Annotated in this window: 16 protein-coding genes; 11 read left to right on the forward strand and 5 right to left on the reverse strand. The window is 49.4% G+C overall.

The features are described 5' to 3' along the window. The first annotated feature begins 113 nt into the window (after nucleotides 1-113). The 3 genes from aceE (at nucleotide 114) to J2X05_RS09340 (ending at nucleotide 5650) form a co-directional block, all read left to right on the forward strand. Nucleotides 114-2765 carry a pyruvate dehydrogenase (acetyl-transferring), homodimeric type gene (gene aceE, locus J2X05_RS09330; RefSeq protein WP_310071705.1) on the forward strand — a complete coding sequence of 884 codons (2652 nt, stop codon included), beginning with the start codon at nucleotides 114-116 and terminating at the stop codon, nucleotides 2763-2765. A gap of 95 nt (nucleotides 2766-2860) precedes the next feature. Continuing rightward, nucleotides 2861-4474, forward strand: coding sequence for a dihydrolipoyllysine-residue acetyltransferase (aceF, locus tag J2X05_RS09335; RefSeq protein ID WP_310071707.1), 1614 nt, complete (start codon nucleotides 2861-2863; stop codon nucleotides 4472-4474). Between the two features lie 162 nt (nucleotides 4475-4636). Continuing rightward, entirely contained in the window at nucleotides 4637-5650 is a 1014-nt protein-coding gene (locus tag J2X05_RS09340) for an alpha/beta hydrolase fold domain-containing protein (RefSeq protein ID WP_310071710.1), read from the forward strand. Here the strand turns inward: J2X05_RS09340 and J2X05_RS09345 are convergent. The 5 genes from J2X05_RS09345 to J2X05_RS09365 form a co-directional block, all read right to left on the reverse strand. Next, nucleotides 5619-6233: a DUF1287 domain-containing protein gene (locus J2X05_RS09345; RefSeq protein ID WP_310071712.1), complete on the reverse strand. Its 615-nt coding sequence runs from the start codon at nucleotides 6231-6233 to the stop codon at nucleotides 5619-5621. The two genes, J2X05_RS09340 and J2X05_RS09345, sit on opposite strands and share 32 nt — an antisense overlap. A 13-nt stretch (nucleotides 6234-6246) precedes the next feature. Then, on the reverse strand, nucleotides 6247-6651 hold the full coding sequence (locus J2X05_RS09350) for a VanZ family protein (protein WP_310071715.1): 405 nt from the start codon (nucleotides 6649-6651) through the stop codon (nucleotides 6247-6249). A gap of 75 nt (nucleotides 6652-6726) precedes the next feature. After that, nucleotides 6727-7350, reverse strand: coding sequence for a molybdenum cofactor guanylyltransferase MobA (gene mobA, locus J2X05_RS09355; protein WP_310071717.1), 624 nt, complete (start codon nucleotides 7348-7350; stop codon nucleotides 6727-6729). 190 nt (nucleotides 7351-7540) lie between these two features. Then, nucleotides 7541-9241, reverse strand: coding sequence for a GMC oxidoreductase (locus J2X05_RS09360; protein WP_310071719.1), 1701 nt, complete (start codon nucleotides 9239-9241; stop codon nucleotides 7541-7543). Nucleotides 9242-9243: 2 nt separating this feature from the next. Next, nucleotides 9244-9837 carry a gluconate 2-dehydrogenase subunit 3 family protein gene (locus tag J2X05_RS09365; RefSeq protein WP_310071721.1) on the reverse strand — a complete coding sequence of 198 codons (594 nt, stop codon included), beginning with the start codon at nucleotides 9835-9837 and terminating at the stop codon, nucleotides 9244-9246. A 239-nt stretch (nucleotides 9838-10076) separates the two neighbouring features. Between J2X05_RS09365 and pdxH the strand changes: the two genes are divergently transcribed. From pdxH to J2X05_RS09405, 8 genes are all read left to right on the forward strand, one after another. Further along, entirely contained in the window at nucleotides 10077-10721 is a 645-nt protein-coding gene (pdxH, locus tag J2X05_RS09370) for a pyridoxamine 5'-phosphate oxidase (RefSeq protein ID WP_310071724.1), read from the forward strand. Further along, nucleotides 10721-11719 carry an NAD(P)H-quinone oxidoreductase gene (locus tag J2X05_RS09375; protein WP_310072529.1) on the forward strand — a complete coding sequence of 333 codons (999 nt, stop codon included), beginning with the start codon at nucleotides 10721-10723 and terminating at the stop codon, nucleotides 11717-11719. Before pdxH ends, J2X05_RS09375 begins: the two co-directional genes overlap by 1 nt. After that, entirely contained in the window at nucleotides 11712-12914 is a 1203-nt protein-coding gene (locus J2X05_RS09380) for a CaiB/BaiF CoA transferase family protein (RefSeq protein ID WP_310071725.1), read from the forward strand. Before J2X05_RS09375 ends, J2X05_RS09380 begins: the two co-directional genes overlap by 8 nt. Before the next feature lie 10 nt (nucleotides 12915-12924). After that, nucleotides 12925-13194, forward strand: a complete 270-nt coding sequence (locus J2X05_RS09385) for a DUF1653 domain-containing protein (RefSeq protein WP_310071728.1) — start codon at nucleotides 12925-12927, stop codon at nucleotides 13192-13194. After that, on the forward strand, nucleotides 13191-13727 hold the full coding sequence (gene tadA / locus J2X05_RS09390) for a tRNA adenosine(34) deaminase TadA (RefSeq protein ID WP_310071730.1): 537 nt from the start codon (nucleotides 13191-13193) through the stop codon (nucleotides 13725-13727). Before J2X05_RS09385 ends, tadA begins: the two co-directional genes overlap by 4 nt. Nucleotides 13728-14270: 543 nt before the next feature. Beyond that, nucleotides 14271-14879, forward strand: a complete 609-nt coding sequence (locus J2X05_RS09395; protein WP_310071732.1) for a DUF2214 domain-containing protein — start codon at nucleotides 14271-14273, stop codon at nucleotides 14877-14879. Nucleotides 14880-15067: 188 nt separating this feature from the next. Then, nucleotides 15068-16183 (forward strand): cellulose binding domain-containing protein, encoded by a 1116-nt coding sequence (locus J2X05_RS09400; protein WP_310071735.1) that lies wholly within the window; start codon nucleotides 15068-15070, stop codon nucleotides 16181-16183. A 24-nt stretch (nucleotides 16184-16207) separates the two neighbouring features. Further along, on the forward strand, nucleotides 16208-19582 hold the full coding sequence (locus tag J2X05_RS09405) for a DUF1592 domain-containing protein (protein WP_310071738.1): 3375 nt from the start codon (nucleotides 16208-16210) through the stop codon (nucleotides 19580-19582). Nucleotides 19583-19592 lie beyond the last annotated feature (10 nt).

Raw genomic sequence — 19592 nt, forward strand, 5'->3', positions numbered from 1 at the left:
TCTGCACATTTTGAATAGGTGTGCAAATTTTGTGCGATGCCCAGATCCAAATTCCTGTATTAGATACTACTGCTACGTGATATGCGCCTGCGCGCATAGCTGAGGAGATTTGAATGCTACAAGATATTGATGCCATTGAAACAAAAGAGTGGCTGGACGCCCTTAAGTCAGTTGTTCGTCACGCCGGTAAAGACCGCGCTGCTGAGTTGTTGAAATCACTGTCTGAGTCCGCCGTTAACCATGGCATTGAACAGCCTTCATCTATTCGTACTCCCTATCGCAATACCATTCCTGTCGACAAAGAAGTTGATTATCCCGGCGATCTGAAAATGGAGCGTAAGATCCGTTCCATTATTCGCTGGAACGCTATGGCCATGGTAATGAAGGCCAATGACAACGATGAAGGCCTCGGTGGCCATATCGCCTCATTTGCCTCATCCGCTACTTTGTATGATGTAGCCTTCAACAATTTTTTCCGCGGTAACGATGGCGATGTCCCAGGTGACCTGGTGTATTTCCAAGGCCACGTATCACCCGGCATGTATGCCCGCTCTTATGTAGAAGGGCGTTTGAACGAAACCCATTTGGATAACTTCCGCCGTGAAGTTAATGGCGGTGGATTGTCATCCTATCCTCATCCATGGTTGATGCCTGACTACTGGCAGTTCCCCACCGTATCTATGGGGTTGGGGCCGATCAAGGCTATCTATCAAGCGCGTTTTAACCGCTACATGGAAGCGCGTGGTTTGACTCCGGTCAGCGACCGTAAAGTCTGGGCATTTTTAGGTGATGGCGAGTGTGATGAGCCGGAAAGCCTGGGCGCTATCTCTCTCGCGGCGCGCGAGAAGCTCGACAACCTGATTTTTGTGATCAACTGTAACTTGCAACGTTTGGACGGCCCGGTACGCGGCAACGGCAAAATCGTGCAAGAACTGGAAGGCGTATTCCGTGGCGCTGGCTGGAACGTAGTTAAAGTTCTGTGGGGCGCTGGTTGGGATCGCCTGTTGGAAAAAGACAAAACTGGCTTGCTGCAAAAGCGCATGGACGAAGTTGTCGATGGCGAAATGCAAAACTACAAGGCCAACGGGGGGGCGTACACCCGTGAACACTTCTTCGGTAAATATCCTGAGCTGTTAGAGCTTGTGAGTGATATGAGCGACCAAGATATTCTGTATCTTGCTCGCGGCGGCCATGATGTTAAGAAGGTATACAATGCCTATCACAATGCCGTAAACACCAAAGGCCAGCCAACGGTGGTCCTTGCGCAAACTGTTAAAGGTTATGGCATGGGTTCATCGGGTGAAGCCATCAACAAAACTCACTCGGCCAAGTCACTTGCCGTTGAAGATCTTAAAAAATTCCGCGATCGTTTTGAGTTGCCGATAAAAGATGAAGAGCTTGAAGCTCTGCCTTACTATCGTCCAGCCGAAGATAGTCCAGAGATGCAATACATGCGTTCTCGTCGCCATACGCTGAATGGGTATTTGCCTTCGCGTAAAGCGGATTTCGATCCCGTTGTTGCTCCAGCTCTGGATGCATTCGCCGCGCAGTTGAAGAGCACAGGTGAGCGTGAAATTTCCACCACCATGAGCTTTGTACGTATTTTGTCTTCGCTGGTAAAAGACAAACAAATCGGTAAGCAAATTGTTCCAATCGTACCGGATGAAGCCCGTACCTTTGGTATGGAAGGTATGTTCAAAACTATCGGTATCTACTCATCCGAAGGTCAAAAATATACCCCGCATGATGCTGGCCAAATGATGTCTTACCATGAATCGGCTACCGGTCAGATTTTGGAAGAAGGTATCAACGAAGCTGGTTCTATGGCCTCGTGGATTGCTGCGGCAACTGCCTACAGCAACTACCGCGTACCTATGATTCCGTTCTACATTTACTACTCCATGTTTGGCTTCCAGCGTATTGGTGACCTCGCATGGGCAGCGGGCGATTCACAAGCGCGCGGCTTCTTGTTAGGCGCGACCGCTGGCCGTACTACCTTGAATGGTGAAGGCTTGCAACATCAGGACGGTCACAGCCATGTTATGGCTAACACTATTCCTAATTGCCGCACCTATGATCCAACCTATGCCTATGAATTGGCGGTGATCATTCAGGACGGTATCAAGCGTATGTATCAAGACAAAGAGAATATGTTCTATTACATCTCTTTGATGAATGAAAATTACCAACATCCTGATATGCCTGAAGGTGCCGAAGAAGGCATTATCAAAGGTATCTATCAATTGGAGAAAGGGACTGGCAAAGCCAAAAATCGTGTTCAATTGATGGGTGCAGGTACTATTTTGCGTGAAGTGCGTTTCGCTGCAGAAATCCTGCGCAGTGATTTTGATGTTGAAGCAGATGTGTGGAGCGTAACCAGCGTGAACGAACTGACCCGTGATGGTCAACGTGCTACCCGTTGGAATATGTTGAACCCGACTGCTACGCCGCGCAAACCCTACGTTACCCAAGTACTCGAAGCGAACGACGGTCCATTTGTTATCGCAACTGACAACCTGAAAACCTACTCTGAACAGCTGCGCGCCTATATTCCTGGCTCATACACCGTTTTGGGTACAGAAGGTTTTGGTCGCAGTGATACCCGTACCCAATTGCGCCATTTCTTCGAAGTAAACCGTTACTTCGTGGTGGTTGCCGCACTCAAATCTTTGGCAGACCAAGGCAAAATTAAAGCCGAAGTGGTTGCCAAGGCCATTAAGAAATTTGGCATTGACCCGGAAAAAGCGGATCCAATGAGCGTATAAAACCGTCGCCCTCTCACAAAGAGGGCGATGTTGTTTGTATCCGTCCAAAACATTTATCAAATGTAGAAATAACTGATTAGCGAGGAACTACTACAGTGGCAATTCAAACTATTAAAGTGCCTGATATTGGCGGCGCAGAAGGCGTTGAAGTTATCGAAATCTCCGTAAAAGTGGGCGATGTGATCGCCGAAGGCGATTCGATTGTCGTGCTTGAAACCGACAAGGCTTCAATGGAGATCCCAGCCGATAAAGCAGGCAAGGTTGTCGCTATCAAAGTGAATTTGGGTGATAAGGTGTCGCAAGATGCAGTATTGCTGGAAGTAGAAGCTGAAGGCAGCGCCGCTGCTCCGGCACCGCAAGCTGCAGCTCCTGCAGCGGCAGCGCCCGCTGCTGCGCCAGCACCAGTCGCGGCGGCACCTGTGTCCGCAGCTGCTGCCGAAGTGCCGATGGTTGTTCCCGATATCGGCGGCGCTGAAGGCGTAGAAGTAATCGAAATTTCAGTAAAAGTGGGCGATGAAGTTGCTGCAGGCGATTCATTGATCGTATTGGAAACTGATAAAGCATCGATGGAAATTCCTGCAGAAGCCGCCGGTAAAATTGTGAGCCTCGCAGTAAAAGTGGGCGATAAACTTTCCCAGGGTTCTGTAATTGGCCTGTTGGCTAAAACTGGCGGTGCCGCTGTCGCTGCGCCAGCGGCAGCACCTGCAAAAGCAGAAGCTGCGCCAGCTGCGGCTGCACCCGCTCCTAAAGCTGAAGCACCAAAGGCGGCGCCTGCTCCGGTTGCTGATGTTGCACAAACCGGTGATGTTTACGCTGGTCCAGCTGTACGCAAACTGGCTCGTCAACTTGGTGTTGATATGGGCAAAGTTTCTGGCACTGGCCCACGTGGTCGTCTGTTGAAAGATGACGTACGTTCTTACGTTAAACCTATCGTGCAAGCAGCTCAATCCGGTGCATCTTTTGGCGGTTCAGGTATTCCAACGTTACCCGTTGTCGATTACTCCAAGTTTGGTGAAATCGAAATCGTTAAAATGAGCAAAATCAAGAAACTGACTGCTGATGCTATGACCCGCAGTTGGTTGAATGTTCCGCGTATCACCCAATTCGATGATGCTGATATCACCGATCTGGAAGTCTTCCGCAATAGCATGAAAGCTGAAGCAGAAAAGCGCGGCAGCAAATTGACTCCATTGCCATTTATCGTGAAAGCCGTTGCTGCAGCCTTGGTTGCTGAACCATCATTCAATGTGTCTGTACATCAGGATGGTGAGAGCATCGTGCACAAGAAATTTGTACACATCGGTATCGCGGTAGATACACCCAACGGTTTGTTGGTTCCTGTTGTGCGCAATGTTGATAAAAAAGGTTTGTTTGAACTGGCCGATGAAATCAATGTGCTCGCCAAAAAAGCACGTGATGGTAAATTGACTCCTGCAGAAATGCAGGGTGGTTGCTTCACTATTTCCAGCTTGGGTGCTATGGGCGGTAACGGTTTTACCCCAATGGTATCTGCACCTACCGAAGTGGGTATTCTGGGCGTATCCCGTGCGCAAATGAAGCCTGTGTGGAATGGTAAAGAGTTTATTTCTCGCAATATGCTGCCATTGTCATTGTCTTACGATCACCGTGCAGTAAATGGTGCAGATGCAGGTCGCTTTATGACTTATCTTGTATCGGTAATTGGTGACTTGCGTCGCTTGTTATTGTGATACTGTGCAGCTAAAAAAAGGCCAGCAATTGCTGGCCTTTTTTGTGTCTGATCCTTTTTGTTTCTAGCCTGTGTTGCTTTTCAAATCTTGCCCGTTACACTAGATAAAAAATTATATCGGCATCTATTCGGTCATTTGATTTCTCTGCTGAGTGATATAACGATGACCCATGTTAACAATATTCTGCATTTTACAATTTTGGTGTGGTTTGCGGCTTTACTTGGCTGCCAAAACATTACCCGATTCGATGACCCTGCCAATACTTATACTCCTGAAACGACTTACCAAAAACTGATTGGTGAATATCCTTTTATTGATATTGCCAGCCGTGCTGTTCCTGTATCTGTGCAAGAAATTAAAAATATCACTTATATTCGCTACGGTCAGCGCGCGTTGCAGTTGGATTTGTATCTACCTAAATCTGCGTTGATTCAGCAAAAGCCGGGCATTGTGTTTGTTCATGGTGGTGGTTGGCGCGCGGGTTTCCGCACTAATTTCACACCTATGGCGATTGGTATGGCAGAGCGCGGTTATGTGGCGGCGACTATCAGTTATCGTTTATCGCCAGAGGCGCAATATCCGGCAGCGGTTCACGATGTGAAAGCCGCAATTCGCTGGTTGCGTAACAATGCCAAAAAATACGGTGTGAATCCTCAACAGATCGCAGTGGGTGGTGGTTCAGCGGGCGGGCAGATTGCAAGCTTGACGGGGGTCACGAATGGATTGGAAAAATTTGATCCAAAAGCAAAAAAATCCTCTATATCTAGCGCCGCACAGGCGATTGTCAATATCGATGGTTTATCAGATTTTACCTCGGAGGCTGCGCGTTTCCATGAGGACGATCCACGCAAAAATCCGTCAGCGGCCGGTGCCTGGTTTGGTGGACGCTACGCCGAAAAAACAGAATTGTGGCACGAGGCATCACCACTGTTTTATGTGAATAAAAATACTCCGCCGATTTTATTTTTAATCAGTGCCCAAGAGCGATTTAGTGTTGGGCATAAAGAAATGATTGAAAAAATGAAGCCGCTCGGGATTCCATATAAGGTTGCGCAAATTCCGGATTCTCCCCATTCCTTTTGGTTGTTTGATCCCTGGCTGCAACCCTCCGTGGATGTAGTGGCGGGTTTTTTAGATCAACAATTCAAAATAACGCGTAGCGATAATGCCCGCTAATCGTATAGTCAAATAACATGTCTTCAAGTTTTGGGCCTGCGCCAATATTATGGACGATTAATGGTCGTAGGCCATCCGCAGAGTATTGATCGCTCACAATGCCAATGTGCGGTAAGTTGCCGGGCAATATCCAGGTGACCAAATCGCCTGCTTGGTAATCTTGCGATTCACTGGATGCGATTAATTTTTTGCCGTGGCGGGTAAAAAAAGTTTGCAGGTTGGGTACGCGGCGATGATCGATATTGCTATCGGTTTTGGTTTGTCCCCAATTCTTTTTTGCGGGGTAGAGCGAAAAATTTCCGCGCATATCTTCGTGCACTAACTGTTGCAGATCTATACCGAGTTTACGGTAAGCCCGAATAATCACATCAGTACATACGCCGTATTGTGCGGGTACGTCACCCATTGGGTAGGAGATGTTAAAGTAAGCGCCGTTATAAGTGACATTGTCCTGTGTTTGCGCAACTGCCGCTGCGACGAGTGTTTGAGTCTTATTTGTCGTGCGGGCAATGTTTTCTGCACTGCTGTGTTGTGCAATCAAAATGACTAAGCTACTAACGAGTGCAGTAAATAATCTGCTCATTGCTCCCGTCCTTTTATTTTCCGGATTTAATGTCAGTCAATTGCGCTGTGGTTTTCCAATACAGCAATTTTGCAAAAGGCGAAATGGTTTTTTCCAGCAACACGACGGTCATCAACCCCAACAATACACCGCTGCCATTAGCCAAAATATCCATGCCACTAAAAGTGCGTGGTGGATTGAGATGTTGGCCGAGTTCAATCGCAATTGAATAGACAATTAAAAATGCGGCGCGTTGCCAAAGTGGCCAGGTTGGCCGAGCAAAACTAATGGAGATGGCCGCTACGCAGTAGCCGGCAAAATGCATCAGCAAATCGTTGAAAACAGGAATGGAATTTTCAGGGTGGGGGGTCAGGCCAAGATAGGTATAAATTGCTAACAGACTGTAAAACTGTGCAACACACAACAATCGCCAAAACATGGTCAAATCTCCGCAAAAGATCGGGAGAGCATAACAGTTTGGATTGTGCGGGGCGATTGCAGCCGCGAACTAAGTTTACTTGACCAGTGCGACCAGAGGTTCTGCAGCGTATAGATCTTGCGGGACATTGATATTAAAGAACGGATCATAACCTTCAGCGGTGAATTCTACTTCTACCAACTTTTGCTGTTTGATCCAATCCTGTAACCGGGGGATATCACCAGTTTGTAGCTGCTGTTCAATTTTGCCCAGCAGTGATGCATGCCAGAGCGCAAAAATTGGATGAGTACGATTTTTGGATGCTGCAACGGCAAGCTGTGCATTCTGGCTAGTGGCTGCATCAAACAATTTGGTGACCAGGTCTGCAGGAAAGAAAGGAGTGTCAGACGCAAAACTGGCCAACCATTCCGCATCTGGATTTGTGGATTGCATCCAGGATAGTCCTGCATGGACACCGGCCAGCGGGCCGAGATTGCCGGGGTAAATATCGGGAATGACCGGCAGGCGGGTGCGTGCAAAACGCAAACTATTGCCGTTGGCATTTAACAGCAGCGACGCAACCTGTGGCTGGGCGCGTTCAACAGTCCGTTGCAGTAAGGTTTTACCGGCAAGAGGCAGCAGGCATTTATCGCCGCCGCCCATGCGTTTGGCAAGTCCGCCGGCAAGGATAATACCGACAACGGATGGGGAATTACTCATAGGTGTGTTTGGCTGGGTCAGAATCATGGTCTGGGATTAGTGGACCGCGCATCCCGGCATGTGGCGCGTTAATCCTTGTTTGCTCATGGTGATAGTGTAGCTGTTGGGCGGACGCATCACCATGCTTTTTATGTGAAGGATTTGTCAGTCTGCGGATTTGTAACAAGGGGCGGTCCCTGCCCAATTGTATTTAGAGTGCACCTGCCAGAATTTGTTGATGAGCATAGTCTACCGCGCGCGCGGTCAAGGCCATGTAGGTAATGCTAGGGTTCTGTGTACCAGAACTGGTCATACACGCGCCATCAGTCACAAACACATTGGGTACATCGTGCATTTGATTCCATTTATTCAGCACACTGGTTTTGGGGTCGTGCCCCATGCGCGCAGTCCCCATTTCGTGGATACAAGCTCCCGGCGCAGTAGCGTTGTTGTAAGAGGTGATGTTGGTACAGCCGGCAGCTTCCAGCATTTCTACCGCACACTTTACGCCGTCAGCGCGCAGTTTATGCTCATTATCCCGCAGCTTGGCGTCAAAGGTGATCAGTGGCATGCCCTGTGGATCGGTTTTGCTGAAATCGAGATACATCCGGTTCTCGTGATAGGGCAGCATTTCGCCGAAGCAAGTCATACGAACGCTATAAGCACCGGGTTTAAAGATCGCTTCTTTAAGTGCACTGCCAACAACGCCCTCTGGCGCATTGTTAATTCGGCGTGCTTCACCCTGGTAACCAAAACCGCGCAGGTAATCAGCTTTTTTACTCTGCTCATCAATATTGGTGAAGCGGGGGATGTAAAAGCCGGTCGGTTTGCGGCCGGAATAGTAGGTATCTTCATGACCCGGCAAAATGCCGGAAGCACCCATACCGTAATGATGATCCATAAGGTTATGGCCCAATTCGCCACTGCTATTACCCAGCCCGTTGGGGAAGGATTCCGAGCGGCTGTTCAGTAAAATGGCGGTGGTGCCCACTGTGCTGGCATTACAGAAGATGATTCGCGCTGATATCGCCAGCTGTTCACCCGTTTCCGCATCCTTGATGCGTACTCCCGTGGCTCGGCCACTGGCTGGATCATAGGTAATTTCCTGCACAATACTGTTGGGGCGCAGTGTCAGGTTACCTGTCTCTTCCGCGACCGGTAAGGTCGCTGACAAACTACTGAAGTAGGCGCCGAATGGGCAGCCGCGCCAGCAGCGATCGCGTGATAAACATTGGCCGCGTTTCCCCTTGTGCACTTCCGGTTTGTACTCACTTAAATTCGCGACGCGCCCCGGGGTTACCACTCGCTCGGGGAATTTCTTGGCCACCGTCTCGCGCAAATGTTGTTCGGCGCAATTGAGTGGAAAGGGTTTTAAAAATACTCCATCCGGCACCTGTTTTAGATTTTCCTTTTGCCCGCTAACACCCACAAAGGTTTCAACGTAGTCATACCAGCGTTCCAGATCGGAATAGCGAATGGGCCAGTCAATGGCGATGCCTTCTTTTTTATTGGCTTCGAAATCAATATCGCTCCAGCGATAACATTGGCGCCCCCACATCAATGAGCGCCCACCTGTATGATGGCCGCGAATCCAATCAAAACGCTCATCTTCCTCGTATGGATATTCGTCGTCTTTGTTGATCCAATGTTTGTTTGCCTGTTTGACCCACCAGGGCAAGCGATTCTGCTTTTGGTAATGCGTAGCAATTTCAGCTTGCGGAACATGGTCTTGATGCGGAAGCTCCCAGGGATCCATCATCGCCGTGGGATAATCGCCATGGGTTACCGCACGGCCGCGTTCGAGTACCAGCGTTTTATAGCCTTTGGTGCACAGTTCCATCGCGGCATACCCGCCGCTGATTCCAGAGCCAATAACTATTGCGTCAAAATCAGTTTCAGTAGTTCTAATCATTTTTAGAGCGCCCATGCTTTATTGTTAACCTCGTCCAGCGCAATACAGGGTTTGTAAGCACCGGGAATAGGTAGATAATTTAAAAACGTTTTAGCGACGGTTTCTGTGGTCAGGTAATAAGCGATGATTTGTTGTTTGAATTCCACCAAAGCTTTTTTTGCAACCGCTGTATCATCGCTCTTACTCAGCTCAAGCGTTTGCAATGTTTCTACTTGTGCGGCTGGTAAGCGCTGCAAAAACTCTTGCTGGTTCAGATAAATTTCCAACGCGGACCATTGGGTTTTAAACGCTGCTTGGTAGTGGGAGTCAAATACTTTTCCCAGCATAGTGTCGAGTGTGCTGTGCACTTTTACATCGGTTGCAGAGGGGCTGTCTGTACGTGGCAAAATGGTATCCGCCAGCAGCGCTACCAACGTAAATTGTTCCGGTGTAAAAAAGTGCAAAAGGTTGGATGTGGATGTGCCATCGATGTTTTTCGCGCTGTCTGGTGCGGGAGTCTGCTCTGAACAGCCGGACAAAATTACACTGGCCAGAGATGCTGATATCGCGCTACCGGTAATCCAGGCGGTATATCTGAGAACTTCGCGTCTGTTCATGGGGAAGCTTGCCTTTGTTGGTGTCAATTTTATTGTTAGTCTGGCGAGTGATTGGGACCATCCCATAAACTTGCACAGCATATAGTCAACATTGCCATAAGGCGTGGGTGATGTAAATTAGTGAGTCATTTTGCTGCCAGTGCTGAATTCCGGGATATCGTCAATTCCAGAACAAAAGTAATGATGGTCTGACATTTCTTAACAGAATCCTGCTTGCATCTGTTTTTTTTGGAGTTTCTATGGATTTACATTTAGAAGATTTTCGCCGCGAATATACGCAAGGCGGATTGGAGCGCGAAGATCTGGCAGACAATCCGCTTGAACAATTTGATCGCTGGATGCAGCAGACGATTAAATCCGGCATTCCCGATCCCAATGCCATGACCATCGCTACTGTCGATACAACCGGCCAACCGTCGCAGCGTATCGTGTTGTTAAAACACCTCGACGAAAAAGGGTTTGTGTTTTACACCAACCTCAATAGTCGCAAAGCGCAAGAGCTAAAACAAAATCCGAAAATCAGCTTGCATTTCCCTTGGTATCTGATGGAGCGGCAGGTGAAAGTCTGTGGAATAGCTGAGCAATTATCGGCAACTGAAGTTATGAAATATTTTGTCTCGCGCCCACGCGACAGCCAGTTGGGCGCTTGGGCATCGCAACAGAGCCGCCCGATTTCATCGCGCGCACTTTTGCTGCAGCAATTTGAATCCATGAAAAATAAATTTGCTAAAGGTGAAATTCCGGTACCGGATTTTTGGGGCGGGTTTCGCGTTAAGCCCCATCAAATTGAATTTTGGCAGGGCGGTGTGGCACGGCTGCATGATCGCTTTCAATATAATTTGCAAGCCGATGGTAGTTGGAATATTCAGCGTCTTGAACCATGATGAAATTTATTGCATTAAAAAATCCCGGTGATGTTGATCAGTTGGAGTTGCAAACTATGGCAACGCCGCAGCCAAACGACGATGAGGTTTTAATTCGTGTCTATGCTGCCGGTATCAATCGCCCGGATATTTTGCAGCGGCAGGGTATGTATCCACCTCCTGCAGATGCATCACCCATTTTGGGTTTAGAAGCTGCGGGAGAAATTGTCCACTGTGGCGCAAACGTAAAACGCTGGAAACAGGGCGATAAAGTGTGTGCGTTGGTGAATGGGGGTGGCTATGCTGAATATGTTGTTGCACCTGCAGCGCAGTGTTTGCCAATTCCACAGGATTTTTCTTATGTACGTGCTGCTGCACTTCCAGAAACTTTTTTTACGGTATGGCACAACCTCTTTCAGCGCGCGCGGTTAACAGCAGGTGAAAGTCTGTTAATTCACGGCGGCTCCAGCGGTATAGGCACTACAGCGATTCAATTAGCACGAGTCTTAGGTATACAAGTTTTTGCAACTGCTGGATCAGCAGAAAAATGTTCCGCAATTACTGCCTTGGGTGCGGCTGCAATTAACTATCATGAGCAGGATTTCGTCTCGGTAGTTAAAGAGCAAACCCAGGGGCAGGGTGTGAATGTGATTCTGGATATGGTTGGTGGCGATTATATCCAGCGCAATTTTTCTGCCGCTGCAAAAGAAGGGCGCATTGTGAATATCGCTTTTTTACAGGGCAGTAAGGTACAAGTAGATTTTATGCCGCTGATGCTTAAGCGGTTAACCTTGACCGGTTCTACTTTGCGCGCGCAATCAGGGCAGGCAAAGGCAGACATTGCAATTGATCTGGAAGAAAATGTCTGGCCGTTATTAAGTAATAAAAAGATTGAACCGGTGATTGATTCAGTATTTTCGTTTGAGCAGGTTGCTGCTGCGCATATGCGCATGGAATCGAATCAACATGTAGGAAAAATTATTCTCGATTTAACACTAAGTGATAATAAAGATGACTGATAAAAACCGCCGCCCCCTGGATGGCATTCGTGTGATCGAAATCGGGCAATTGCTTGCGGGTCCTTTTGCTGGTTGTATGCTCGCTTACTTCGGTGCGGAAGTAATAAAAATTGAACCGCCGGAAGGCGATCCTATCCGTGGATGGCGGGTACTGGAAAATGGCACTTCGCACTGGTGGCGCAGTATCGGGCGTAATAAAAAAAGTATCACTCTGGATTTGAAAAAATCCGAAGGCCAAAAAATTGCGCGGCAATTAATTGATGGCGCTGATGTGGTGATCGAAAATTTTCGCCCCGGTGTGATGGAGGGGTGGGGGCTTGGTCCGGATGAGATTAAACAGTCGAATCCCACATTGGTGTATGCGCGCATTTCCGGCTACGGCCAAACCGGCCCTTACGCTAGCAAACCCGGATTCGCCTCTGTCTGTGAAGGCATGAGCGGTTTTCGCTACGTAAACGGATTTCCCGAACAGGCGCCAGTGCGTCCAAATTTGAGTATTGGTGACACCATCTCCGGAATTCATGCAGCACTTGGTATTGCGTTAGCGCTGTTGGAGCGTGAGCGAAATATAGATGGTGAAGGGCAAGTCGTGGATGTTGCGCTATACGAATCCATGTTTAATTTAATGGAAGCGGTAGTGCCGGAATTTTCCGGTGCAGGTGTAATTCGCGAACCTTCCGGTACAACGGTAACCGGTATTGTGCCCACCAATACTTACCGCTGCAAAAATGGAAAATATGTGGTTATTGGCGGTAATGGTGATTCCATTTTCCAGCGCCTGATGGAAGTCGCCGGTTATCCCGAAATGGCGCATGATCCACGTATGTCAAATAATGCCGGTCGTGTTAAACATGAATTGGAAATCGACAATGCACTGGCTGCTTGGTGTATGAGTAAAGATGCCGATGAGATTTTAGGGCTTCTTGAGCAAGCGCGCGTACCGGGTGGACCGATTTATAACGTGCAGGACATGTTTGCTGACCCGCACTTCAACGCGCGTGGAATGTTTGAACAGGTAGAAATCAATGGCAAGCCATTAAAGATTCCGGCGATACTGCCCAAGTTATCCGACACTCCCGGCCGCACTGACTGGCCGGGTGGTGACATCGGAAGCCATACACAAGAAATCTTGCAATCAGTCTTGAATTTATCCCAAGTACAAATCGATGAACTAAAAACCGCGGGCGTTATTTAAGGTAATCACTATGAAGTTGAAATCCGGTTTGTATCGCCACTACAAGGGTAATGACTATTTTGTGTTTCAGGTGGCAACTCACAGTGAAACCCGCGAGCCATTGGTGTTTTATCGCTGTTTGTATGGCGATTATTCCTGGTGGGTGCGCCCGCTGGATATGTTTCTCGAAACGGTTGAGTTGGCGGGTGAAACTATTCCGAGGTTTCGCTTTGTGCGCGCCTTAACGGAACAGGAGCTTGCTAATTATCTGGCGCCGCTCGTGGAAGTAAAAAAATCGTGAGCAACACCGGACAAGAACATTTTTCCCAGCGGGATATTACTTTTTCGGCAGAGGACTCCCACTGGATGAACTATGCCTTGCAGCTCGCGGAAAAAGGCGAAGCAATGGGCGAAGTGCCGGTCGGCGCCGTTATTGTGCAAGATGGGAACATTATCGGCGAAGGTTTTAATCAGCCGATTAGCAGCCATGACCCTACTGCGCACGCCGAAATTATCGCGCTGCGCCAAGCTGCAATGCAGGTGCAAAATTACCGCTTGGTCGGCTCGACGATCTACGTCACCCTTGAACCCTGCACCATGTGTGTGGGAGCGCTGATTCATGCGCGTTTAGCACGTTTAGTCTTCGGAACAACAGAACCCAAGGCGGGTGCTGTGATCAGTAAATCCAGGTTGTTGGATAATAATTACTTCAATCACCGCATCGACTATGCTGGTGGTGTCTTGTCAGACCGGTGTCAACATCAACTCAGTCAGTTTTTTGCCCGTCGCCGGCAAGAAAAGCGCAATCAAAAATTCATTTCGTCGCCTGAGTAACTTCTTACCTCCTTATCTTTTCCTACCTCAGAATTTTTATAGATAAAAAATTGGTTCCGGGTTTTTTGCGGAGACCCATTAGGTTTTATTGTCTTTTGGTCTATGCATTTGTTTTTTAATCATTATTTTCGTGTTTCTATTGATGTTGGCGTCATTTTCATTGTTTTTGTGAGTTCTGTGCTGGTTTTATATGTGAAATTATTAAGTAATAGAATGGAAAACTATTTTCAATTTAGTATACAATTTGAAAATAATAAGAAAATTATTTTCAAAAACAAAAATAACTGTTTTAGTTATAAGTAATAAGCGCTGCATGGAATAAATAGGCGCAAACAACCACACCAGCCGCCGAGAGAACGAGAGACCCGGGTATTGCCTACTGCAATTGTCTGCAGTGGTTATGCCTTTCTTCCTGTTACCCAGTTGTTCGATGTTATGCCGTCCAGATCTGCCAGGGCACGGATTTATTTCTGTTTATGCCTGGTAGCTGCGCATATTCGTGGGTATTGGTTTCAAGAATTACAACAAAAGGCGCAGACGACTATGTTAAAAACCCTGATTGTTTATGCCCATTTATTGGCAGCCTGTGTGGCCATCGGTGTCTTGTTGATTCAGGACATGGCATTGGCCAAAACCAAAGGCAGGAGCCTCTCTGCTGGCATCGTCAAGGAGTTGGTTCAGTCGGCAAATGTTATGTTCGTTGCCTTGATTGTGTTGTGGATTTCCGGGTTGGTATTGGTGCTGGTTGGATATTTGGAGAATCCCCAACAGTACCTGATGAATGAAAAACTCTGGGCCAAGTTCACGGTAGTGAGCATCCTGACCCTGAATGGTATTGCACTCCATTATTTTAGTTTCCCCCGCGTGACCTCTGCCCAAGGGCTGCTGGGACAGCCCTCTCTGGAGCAAGTACTGGTGGTATTGACCGGTGCGATTTCATCGGTTTCATGGCTGTTTTCCTGCTACCTCGGTATTGCCCGCCCTTGGAATTACACCGCTGATTACGGGTTTGTAATGTCGATTTATGCCTTGCTATTAGTGGGTGCCTGCATTGTTGCTGGTGAGGTGCTGCGCAGTTTGCGCAAGGCTAGTTGCGAGCCACCTACTTTGACTGAGCGGATGCCGCTCAACGTATCGCGCGAGTTTGAATAATAATTTTCCCGGCCTCTTGGCCGGGGTTTGACCCAGTGACGATGTACAAATAATCGTCATACAACACGCTGTAGCTCTAGCCCTGACTCACTGATTCAGAGCCATAACAACAAAAACGTACAAGCAGTTTTATCACCGTTGTTAATCCCTGCCGGTATCAATCGGCATACATTTCCGAGGAAGACACTATGAGTAGCCTTAAAGCCTCAGTGGTTAACCCTCGCCTGACAGGTGCCTTACGGCGTTCCTGTTATGCGATAGGTTTGTCGCTGGCTCTATCCACGCTGTCCACACAAGCCTTTGCCGCTTGCCAATACACAGTCACTGGCCAATGGAGTAATGGTTTTACCGGATCGGTCAAAATCACTAACGACACCGCTACCGCAACTACGGGTTGGAGTCTCAGCTGGCAATACACTGGCGATAACCGCATCAGTGGTAGCTACGATGTGAGTATGAGCGGCACCAACCCCTATACCGCCAAAAATGCGGGTTGGAACGGCACTATCCAGCCCAATCAAAGTGTGACCTTTGGTTTTCAGGGCAGCAAAGGTGCAGCTGCAGCAGAAGTACCTGTGTTGACTGGTACCTTGTGTGGAAATGCAACCAGCTCAGCAGTCAGCTCGTCTCGCTCCAGTGTGGCAAGTTCCATTGCCCCCAGCTCTATATCATCCAGCTCGATTGCACCGAGCAGTTCATCCCGCTCCAGCCTGGTAAGTTCCAGTGCGCCCAGCAGCCGCTCCAGCATGCCAAGTTCTTCGTCTGTATCCTCAGTTGATAGCGGTGGCTGGTCCTTGAACTCCATTGATTCCTACTTGAATTTTGTCACGACTAAAAACACTCACAACGTAGAAGCTCATAACTTTACCGGGTTGAGTGGAGAGATTAACCCAGCCGGCATTGCGACCTTGACGATTGACCTGAATTCGGTGAATACCGGTGTGGCGCTGCGCGACCAGCGTATGCGCGACCTCTTATTCGAAACAATTACCTATCCAACGGCGACTGTCACTCTGGCTGTTCCTGCCAGTGTTATCGGTGGGCTTACGGTAGGTCAGTCCAGCCAAAATGACATCACCGCCAGTCTGAATTTGCATGGTGTGACCGCTAATGTCACCACCCGTGTGTTGGTACAGAAACTCTCGTCCACCCGTGTGTTGGTACAAAGTCTCGCCCCGGTATTGACGAAAGCCGATACCTACTCCTTGACCAACGGTGTAGAAGCTCTGCGCGCGGCGGTAGGCATTGCCTCCATTAACGCCTCGGTGCCAGTGGACTTTGCGCTCGTCTTTGACGCCCGTTAATTGGATGGAGCATAGGAACTTATCATGAAAAATTTATTGAAAATGTCGATGTTAGCTACAGGTGCCATCTGGGGCGCCATGGCCGCATCCAGTGCGCTTGCACAGGGCGCTTGTAGCGTGGCCTACCAAACCGAAAACAACTGGGGCGCCGGTGCCCAGTACAAAGTGACGCTTACCAATACCGGTGCCGCCAAAACCAACTGGGAACTTTGCTGGAGCTTTGCGGGTAGTGAAACTGTGTCCAGCCTGTGGGAGGGGACTTACACCCAAACTGGCAAAAATGTTTGTGTGAAAAATGTGGGTTACAACGGCAATCTCCCAGCCAACGGCTCAGTCGTCTTTGGCCTTATTGTGGCTAATCCAGGCGCAGTCCCTGCTGCTTACACGCTGAACGGTGCTGCTTGCGGCGGTACGGCGAGTAGTGCCGGCAGTAGCAGTAGTGTTACCAGTAGCATCGCGAGTAGTGTGGCATCGAGCAGTTCCAGCTCAATAGCGGTGACCGCTGCGCGTTGGTTGTTAGATGCGCCCAAATCGACGTTCCATTTCGTGTCAGTGAAGAAGGCGATATCGGGCGTTGAAACTCCGGAAAACCTCACTTTCAGCCAACTGCAAGGAACCGTGTCGTCGACTGGTCAGGCGACCCTTACTATCCCCTTGGCCAGTATCAGTACTAACAACACGGTGCGCGATCCCCGTATGCAAAGCCTGCTGTTTGAATCTGCTTACCTGCCCAGCTTGCATTTCACTAGCCAGCTCGACTTGGCGGCTCTGGACACCCTGGCTGTCGGTAGCACGCGCGTACAGTCGGTGACTGGCAATCTGGTGCTGCATGGTGTAACCAAGGCTATCAGCTTTGACGCATTGGTCGTGAAGCACGCCAGCAACAGCGTCAGTTTTTCGCCGCGTAAACCCGTCATTATCAACAGTGTGGATTTTGACTTGAATGCCGGTGTGGAAGCTTTGCGGGCAATTGCGGGTTTGAGCAACATCGGTGAAAAAGTACCCGTGTATTTCAAAGTGTTCCTCAGCCGCGATAACCCCACCAACGTGCCAGCGATTAGCCTGGCTGCCGCGCCCAATACGCCGCTCAACCTGACCGGCTCCGTGGGTTTTACCGGCACAGCCAGCTTGAACTGGGCGGATGTTAGTGCCAACGAAAGTGGCTTCTTAGTGCGCCGCAAAGGTGCGGATGGCCGCTGGGCAACTGCTGCCAATGCTGCTGCAAACAGCGTTGGTTATCAGGATGCATTAACAGCCTCTGGTAGCTATGACTATAAAGTCATCAGCTACACCGACAGCATTCCATCGGCACCGACTGCACCTCTGACCCTGACCTATGACAATCTGGCTTCTTCCTCTGCCTCGTCGGTGTCGTCGGCTGTGAGCTCGTCAGTAGTCAGCACGAGTGCGTCCAGTCGCAGCTCGGGCAGTTCGAGCAGTGTTCCTTATTTGGGCGACGCAACCCGCGGTCAAAATCTTTGGACACAGCGTGGTTGTGTGGGTTGTCATGGGGTTGATGGAGTGAAATTTGCGGACGGTAGCTTCGCGATTCCGGTTAACCCTAATCGTGCTCACTACTCGCAGATCAAGGGTGAAAATCTCAGTCTGCGCAACTACATCGCTAAGTACATGCCAGAAACGAACCCCGGTTCCTGTACTGGTCAATGTGCGGCGGATTTGGAAGCCTTTATCTTCACTTGGCGTAAACCTGCCGATGGTATTCCCGATAATCCGGCGACCGCATTCTCTTGCCCGAATACCACTACCGCACCTGGCCAGCGCACACTGCGTTTGCTGACCCGCGCGGAATACCAGCGTTCAGTGGGCGATTTGCTTAACTACCAAGACGATGTTGTTTCACGTTTGCCGGACGATGCCATTGCCGGTTCGTTCCTCAACAACAATGGTTTGCTGGTCGATACCGCCCGCTACTCAACCTACCTATCAACTGCTGAGCGTATTGCTGATTCGGTTGCGACTCGCTGGAGTTCAGTGCTGGCCTGTACACCTACCACGGCTTGTGCCGATAAGTTGGTCAGTGATTTGGCGCCCCGTATTTTCCGTCGCCCACTGACCACTGCCGAGCAAACCAGCTATCAAGGTTTGGCGCGTGGCACCACTGGTGGCCGCACAGTGACAGAGGGTATGAAGGTTGCGTTGGCGACCATGTTGTCAGCGCCACAATTCCTGTACCGCTCGGAGTTGGGTGAATTGAGTGGTGGTAATCTCTACAAGCTCAATGGCTACGAGATGGCAACCTACCTGAGCTACACCTTCACTGGCACTACACCTTCTGTGGACTTGATGGCTGCAGCTGCCCGTGGTGACTTGAATACTGCCGCAGGGATACGCCAACAGGCTGCTACGTTGATGAACTCGGCAACCACCAAAGTACTGATGGGTGATTTCATCAACCGCTGGTTGGGCACCGAAAAGCTGGCTACCCAGAATAAAGTCGGTGTTGCTAACTTTGCCGTTCTGGCGGGTGATATGCAGAAAGAGTTGGGTAAAAACTTTGCCTACGCAGTGCTTGAATCATCCACTACCTTTGCCACGGTGTACAACCCAACCTTCACGCACGTGAACCAACGTCTGGCGACTCACTATGGCCTGACTTACAGCGCTACCGGTGCTGATACAGACGGATTTATTCGTGCAAACACCAGCGATCGCGGCGGTATCTTGACCTCGGGCGCCTTTATGTCGCGTTATGCAAGAGACAATGATGCCAACTTGATCACTCGTGCAGTTGCCGTGCGCCGTAAATTGATGTGTCAGGACATTCCTGAGCCGCCATCGGGTGTTTCTTTGGATCGTGAAGCGTTGGCACAGAAACATGCTGCCTTCTTCAACGATCCAAAAACCACCGAGCGGATGATTGCGGACAAAATCACCGAGCCAACGACTTGCTCCAATTGTCACCTGGAAATCATCAATCCACTGGGTGGCGGCATGGAAAACTTCGATGCTGCCGGCCGCATCCGTACCACTGATCTGCGTGGCAATGCAATCGATACAGTGGCGACTTTCTTCTCACCCTACCAGCAACTGCAGTTCACTAATGATCCGGATCGCGTGATTCACCAGCCTGAAATTACTTTCAACGGCGCAAAAGACCTCGCGCGTACGATTGTCGAGCATCCGCTGGTGTCCCAGCAGGCCAAAACCTGTTTGGCAACCCAGTTTGTGAGTTACAGCAGCGGTGTTAGCTCTTACTTCCTGATCGACAGGGATGAAAGCCGTGAAGTGCCGTTCGAAATGTCACCCGGTGAGCACAACGCCTATCGCTGCAATATTGAAAAGTTGACCAATGTTCTGAACAGCAATGGTCCGCGCGCGATGTTGCAGGAAGTTCCCGCGTTGGATTCTGTGATTTACCGGCAGGAGTGGGCGCGCTAAGGCGCGCTCC

The organism is Cellvibrio fibrivorans, assembly GCF_031457055.1.
Classification (GTDB): domain Bacteria; phylum Pseudomonadota; class Gammaproteobacteria; order Pseudomonadales; family Cellvibrionaceae; genus Cellvibrio; species Cellvibrio fibrivorans.

What these genes read in the sequence shown, in the direction of transcription:
- J2X05_RS09395 (WP_310071732.1), top strand. Translation starts at nt 14,271, where the DNA reads ATGTTAAAAACCCTGATTGTTTATGCCCATTTATTGGCAGCCTGTGTG.
- J2X05_RS09400 (WP_310071735.1), top strand. Translation starts at nt 15,068, where the DNA reads ATGAGTAGCCTTAAAGCCTCAGTGGTTAACCCTCGCCTGACAGGTGCC.
- J2X05_RS09380 (WP_310071725.1), top strand. Translation starts at nt 11,712, where the DNA reads ATGACTGATAAAAACCGCCGCCCCCTGGATGGCATTCGTGTGATCGAA.
- pdxH (WP_310071724.1), top strand. Translation starts at nt 10,077, where the DNA reads ATGGATTTACATTTAGAAGATTTTCGCCGCGAATATACGCAAGGCGGA.
- mobA (WP_310071717.1), bottom strand. Translation starts at nt 7,350, where the DNA reads ATGAGTAATTCCCCATCCGTTGTCGGTATTATCCTTGCCGGCGGACTT.
- J2X05_RS09360 (WP_310071719.1), bottom strand. Translation starts at nt 9,241, where the DNA reads ATGATTAGAACTACTGAAACTGATTTTGACGCAATAGTTATTGGCTCT.
- J2X05_RS09345 (WP_310071712.1), bottom strand. Translation starts at nt 6,233, where the DNA reads ATGAGCAGATTATTTACTGCACTCGTTAGTAGCTTAGTCATTTTGATT.
- J2X05_RS09350 (WP_310071715.1), bottom strand. Translation starts at nt 6,651, where the DNA reads ATGTTTTGGCGATTGTTGTGTGTTGCACAGTTTTACAGTCTGTTAGCA.
- J2X05_RS09405 (WP_310071738.1), top strand. Translation starts at nt 16,208, where the DNA reads ATGAAAAATTTATTGAAAATGTCGATGTTAGCTACAGGTGCCATCTGG.
- aceE (WP_310071705.1), top strand. Translation starts at nt 114, where the DNA reads ATGCTACAAGATATTGATGCCATTGAAACAAAAGAGTGGCTGGACGCC.
- J2X05_RS09340 (WP_310071710.1), top strand. Translation starts at nt 4,637, where the DNA reads ATGACCCATGTTAACAATATTCTGCATTTTACAATTTTGGTGTGGTTT.
- J2X05_RS09375 (WP_310072529.1), top strand. Translation starts at nt 10,721, where the DNA reads ATGAAATTTATTGCATTAAAAAATCCCGGTGATGTTGATCAGTTGGAG.
- J2X05_RS09385 (WP_310071728.1), top strand. Translation starts at nt 12,925, where the DNA reads ATGAAGTTGAAATCCGGTTTGTATCGCCACTACAAGGGTAATGACTAT.
- J2X05_RS09365 (WP_310071721.1), bottom strand. Translation starts at nt 9,837, where the DNA reads ATGAACAGACGCGAAGTTCTCAGATATACCGCCTGGATTACCGGTAGC.